The 4,522-nt window shown below is 62.4% G+C and carries 5 protein-coding genes; 1 reads left to right on the forward strand and 4 read right to left on the reverse strand.

The features are described from left to right. The 4 genes from EOA24_RS28455 to EOA24_RS28470 all read right to left on the reverse strand — a co-directional run. Positions 1–584: ABC transporter ATP-binding protein (locus EOA24_RS28455; protein ID WP_133374648.1), on the reverse strand; the 584-nt coding region annotated here is incomplete at its 3' end. Further along, positions 584–1,516, reverse strand: a complete 933-nt coding sequence (locus EOA24_RS28460) for a carbohydrate ABC transporter permease (protein ID WP_127256080.1) — start codon at positions 1,514–1,516, stop codon at positions 584–586. The genes EOA24_RS28455 and EOA24_RS28460, both read right to left, overlap by 1 nt. After that, positions 1,509–2,402, reverse strand: coding sequence for a sugar ABC transporter permease (locus EOA24_RS28465; RefSeq protein ID WP_126081162.1), 894 nt, complete (start codon positions 2,400–2,402; stop codon positions 1,509–1,511). The genes EOA24_RS28460 and EOA24_RS28465 overlap by 8 nt, the downstream gene beginning before the upstream one ends. 78 nt (positions 2,403–2,480) lie before the next feature. Beyond that, the gene (locus EOA24_RS28470; RefSeq protein WP_126081161.1) at positions 2,481–3,719 is read right to left on the reverse strand and encodes an ABC transporter substrate-binding protein; all 1,239 of its coding nucleotides are present in this window, start codon (positions 3,717–3,719) and stop codon (positions 2,481–2,483) included. A 385-nt stretch (positions 3,720–4,104) separates the two neighbouring features. Here EOA24_RS28470 and EOA24_RS28475 point away from each other — a divergent pair. After that, the coding region (locus EOA24_RS28475; RefSeq protein ID WP_133374649.1) for a LacI family DNA-binding transcriptional regulator at positions 4,105–4,522 on the forward strand (418 nt) is incomplete at its 3' end.

Raw genomic sequence — 4,522 nt, forward strand, 5'->3', positions numbered from 1 at the left:
ACGTAGATCATCGTGTTCTGCAGGCGGCGGTGCAACAGCTTGATCTCGACGCGCAATTCCGAACGCAGCTTGGCGTCGAGATTGGAGAGCGGCTCGTCGAACAGGAAGACATCGACGTCGCGTACCAGCGCCCGCCCGATCGCAACGCGCTGGCGCTGGCCGCCCGAAAGCGCCGAGGGCTTCCTCTGCAAAAGCGGCTCGATCTGCAGGATCTCGGCGGCGCGGGCGATGCGTTTGGCGATCTCGTCCTTCGGCACGCCGGCGACACGCAGGCCGAAGGAAAGGTTCCTCTCCACCGTCATCTGCGGATAGAGCGCGTAGGACTGGAACACCATGCCGATGCCGCGATCCTTCGGTTCTTCCCAGGTGACGTTCTTGCCCTTGATGAAGATGCGGCCGTCCGAAATGTCGAGCAGACCGGCGATGCAGTTGAGCAAGGTCGACTTGCCGCAGCCGGACGGTCCGAGCAGCACGATGAACTCGCCCTCGGCGACATCCAGGTTGAGCGTCTGCAGCACCGAGACGGCGCCGAAATTGAGCGACAAGTCCTGGATCGAAACGCTGGGATTGGCGATGTCCATCATCATCCTTTCACCGCGCCGGCGGCAATGCCGCGCACGAAGAGCTTGCCGGAAACGAAGTAGACGATGAGCGGAACCAGCCCGGTCAGGATGGTTGCGGCCATGTTGACGTTGTATTCCTTCACGCCTTGCACCGAATTGACGATGTTGTTGAGCTGCACCGTCATCGGATAGGTGTCGGGGCGCGTGTAGACGACGCCGAACAGGAAGTCGTTCCAGATGCCGGTCACCTGCAGGATGATGGCGACGACGAAGATCGGCAGCGACATCGGCAGCATGATGCGCAGGTAGATGCCCCAGAAGCCGGCGCCGTCGACGCGCGCGGCGCGGAACAATTCCTCGGGCATCGAGGTGAAATAGTTGCGGAAGAGCAGCGTCAGGATCGGCATGCCGAAGATCGAATGCACGATCACCAGCCCGGTCAGCGAGCCGTAGATGCCGATCTCGCGCAGGATGATGACGATCGGATAGATCATCACCTGATAGGGAATGAAGGCGCCGACGATCAGGATGATGAAGAAGGTGTCGGCGCCCTTGAAGCGCCAGTTGGCCAGGGCATAGCCGTTCACCGAGGCGATCGCGATCGAGAGCAGCACCGACGGCACGGTGATGCGCACCGAATTCCAGAAGCCGCGCGACAGCCCGTCGCAATTGAGCCCGGTGCAGGCGGTGGCCCAGGCCTTCAACCAAGGCTCGAAGGTGATCTCCATCGGCGGCGAGAAAATGTTGCCGAGGCGGATCTCGGGCATGCCCTTCAGCGATGTGACGATCATCACGTAAAGCGGCAGAAGATAATAGAGCGCGACAACGATGAGCGTGCCGTAGAGGAAGATGTTGCGGCGCGACAGCACATGCCGCGGCTTCGGCCCGCTGGGGCCGGCGGCATCGCGCCTGAGCGCTTCGGCGCCGGGGGATAGGGAGGCGACGTCAGCCACGTTTCTTGCCTCCGAATTCGAGATAGGCCCAGGGCACGATGACGATCACCACCGAAAGCAGCATCATGGTCGAGGCGGCGAAACCCTGGCCGAGATTCTGGGCGAAAAACATGTAGTCATAGACATATTTGGCCGGCACTTCCGAGGCGATGCCGGGGCCGCCGCTGGTCTGCGCCACGACGAGGTCATAGACCTTGACGATGCCCGCGGCGATGATCACCAGCGTGGTGATGAAGACCGGCCGCATCATCGGGATGATGATGAAGAGATAGGTCTTCCAGGCGGGGATGCCGTCCACTCTCGCCGCCTTCCAGATGTCCTCGTCGATACCGCGCAGGCCGGCGAGCATCAGGCACATGATGAGCCCCGTGCCCTGCCAGAGCGCGGCGATCGAAATGCCGTAGATGACGATGCTGGAATTGTAGAGCGGGTCGAAGCTGAAGCTCGTCCAGCCGAGGTCGCGCACCACGCGCTGCACGCCGAAATCCGGATTGAGCAGCCATTGCCAGACCAGCCCGGTGACAATGAAGGACAGCGCGAAGGGATAGAGGAAGATGGTGCGGAACGTGTCCTCGAACCGGATCTTCTGGTCGAGAAGCGCCGCCAGCAGAAAGCCGATGACCAGCGAGAACACCAGCGAGATCGCGCCATAGATCAAGAGGTTCTCGATCGAGACCAGCCAGCGCGATGTCGACCAGAGCCGGTGGTACTGGTCGAGCCCGACGAAGTTGAGCCGCGGCAGGAGCTTCGAATTGGTGAAGGAATAGAGCACCGTCCAGGCCGTACCGCCGACGAACACCACCAGAGCCGTCAGGATCATCGGGATCGACGCGATCTTGGCGTTCAGGTTGCGGAAAAGCTGATTCGGGCGTTCGCTGTTGCTCATCTCGGCAGCCGGGCAATGAGACGTCAGGCTCCCGGCCCCGGATAGGCTGGGGTCGGGAGTTGGCGGGGGCGCCGTCGATCAGTCGGCCGACGCGATGATGTCGGCGAAGCGCTTCTGCGCGTCTTCGAGCGTCATGTCGGGCTTGGCGAAGAATTCGGAGAACAGGTCCTCCTTCTGCTTCTGGCTGTCCTGCGAGAGCAGCTGGTCCGTCCACGGCATGACGGCGCCCTTGGCGAGAATGGCGAGGCCCTTCTTCATGCAGTCGTTCGCCGTGTTGAGGTCGACGTCGCCGCGCACCGGCAGCGAGCCCTTCTTGAGGTTGAAGGCGACCTGGGTCTTGGGATCGAGCAGCGTTTCGGCCAACACTTCCTGCGCCTTGGACTTGTCGGCGTCCTTGAGCAGCGGGAAGTAGAAGGCGTCGCCGCCGGTGGCGATCACCTCATTCAGGCCGAGGCCGGGCAGGCAGGTATAGTCCTTGCCGGCGGTCTTGTCGGCGACCTGGAACTCGCCCTGCGCCCAGTCGCCCATGATCTGGCCGCCGGCCTTGCCGGTGATGACGAGATTGGTCGCCTGGTTCCAGTCCTGCACATTGGTGTTCTTGGCCATCTTGCGGGCGTCGTCCGCCGCCTTGAACACCTTGGCGATTTCGGGACCGGCGGCGAATTTGGCGTCCTTGTCCTTATACACTTTCAGGAAGGCGTCGGTGCCGCCAACCGCGGCCAGCAGCACGTCGAAGGCGCCCGATGCCTGCCAGGGCTGCCCGCCGACCGCGAGCGGGATGATACCGGCTTTCTCCAGCGCCGGAGCGGCGGCCACGAATTCATTCCAGTCCTTCGGCGTCGGCACGCCGGCCTTCTGGAAGGCGTCATTCGACAGCCACAGCCATTGCCAGGAATGGATGTTGACCGGCACGCAATAGATCTTGCCCTCGATGGTGCACGAGTCGAGCAGGCTCTTTGGCCGCACGATCTCGGTCCATTTGTCCTTGGTGGCGATGTCGGTGAGGTCGCGCATCAGCCCGGCCTGGACCAGTTCCTCGGCCTGGCGGCCGTGGTTGAACTGAGTGGCGCCCATCGGGTCGCCGCCGGTGATGCGGCTGATCATGATCGGCCGCGCCGTGCCGCCGGAGCCTGCGATGGCACCGTCGACCCAGTGATTGCCCGTGGCATCGAATGCCTTGGCAAGCTCGGCCACCGCCGCCGCTTCACCGCCCGAAGTCCACCAATGGGTGACTTCGAGGTCGGTCGCAGCCGCCGGACCGGCAAAGTTGAGCGCAACCGTCGCGGCAAAGGCGGCAGTCAGGAATTTGTATCGCATTTCGGCTTCCTCCCAGAATCTGAAACGTTACAGATTTTGGATACGGCAAATGGCCGGCATAGGCAACCCCTTGTCTTAAAGCGGCCTAAGATTTTTTCGAGGCGCGAACAAAATCCTTCTCTCAAAGCGCCAAAGCTGGTGCCAAAGTGATTGATCGTGGCTGAAACCGGTCCCAGATCGATATTTCTTTTTGATTCCAGGGACTTTGGGTTCATCTCCGCCCGCGGACTGCAAAGGTCGTGACCTTGCCGGCCAATCACGAAGATTGGCAATCTGTAACGTTTCAGTATACTGGTGCTCGCCGCGGGCAGAAGTCGCGCAGTCGTCAACGCCGCACGATTGCCGGCTGGCCCCGCGGCTGCTATGCGCCTGGCGGGCGGGACGAATGGATAGACGGGTAACGAAGAAGGGCGACGACGCGTCAGGCAAGGAGCGGCCGACGCTGAAGACGCTTGCCTTCATGACCGGGCTTGGCGTCACGACGGTGTCGCGTGCGCTGAAGGATGCGCCCGAGATCGGCGCCGAGACCAGGCGCCGCGTCCAGCTCGTCGCCAAACAGATCGGCTATCGTCCGAACCGCGCCGGCGTGCGCTTGAGGACCGGCAAGACCAACGTCATCTCGCTTGTGCTGAACACCGAGCACGAGCTGATGAGCTTCGTCTCGGACATCATCTACGGCGTCACCGAGGTCATCGCCGACACGCCCTATCACCTGATCGTCACGCCCTATTCGCGCTCGCAGGATTCGCTCGACCCGGTGCGCTATCTGGTCGAGACGGGCTCGGCTGACGGCGTCATCATAT

It is taken from the genome of Mesorhizobium sp. M2A.F.Ca.ET.039.01.1.1 (assembly GCF_003998035.1).
Classification (GTDB): Bacteria; Pseudomonadota; Alphaproteobacteria; order Rhizobiales; family Rhizobiaceae; genus Mesorhizobium.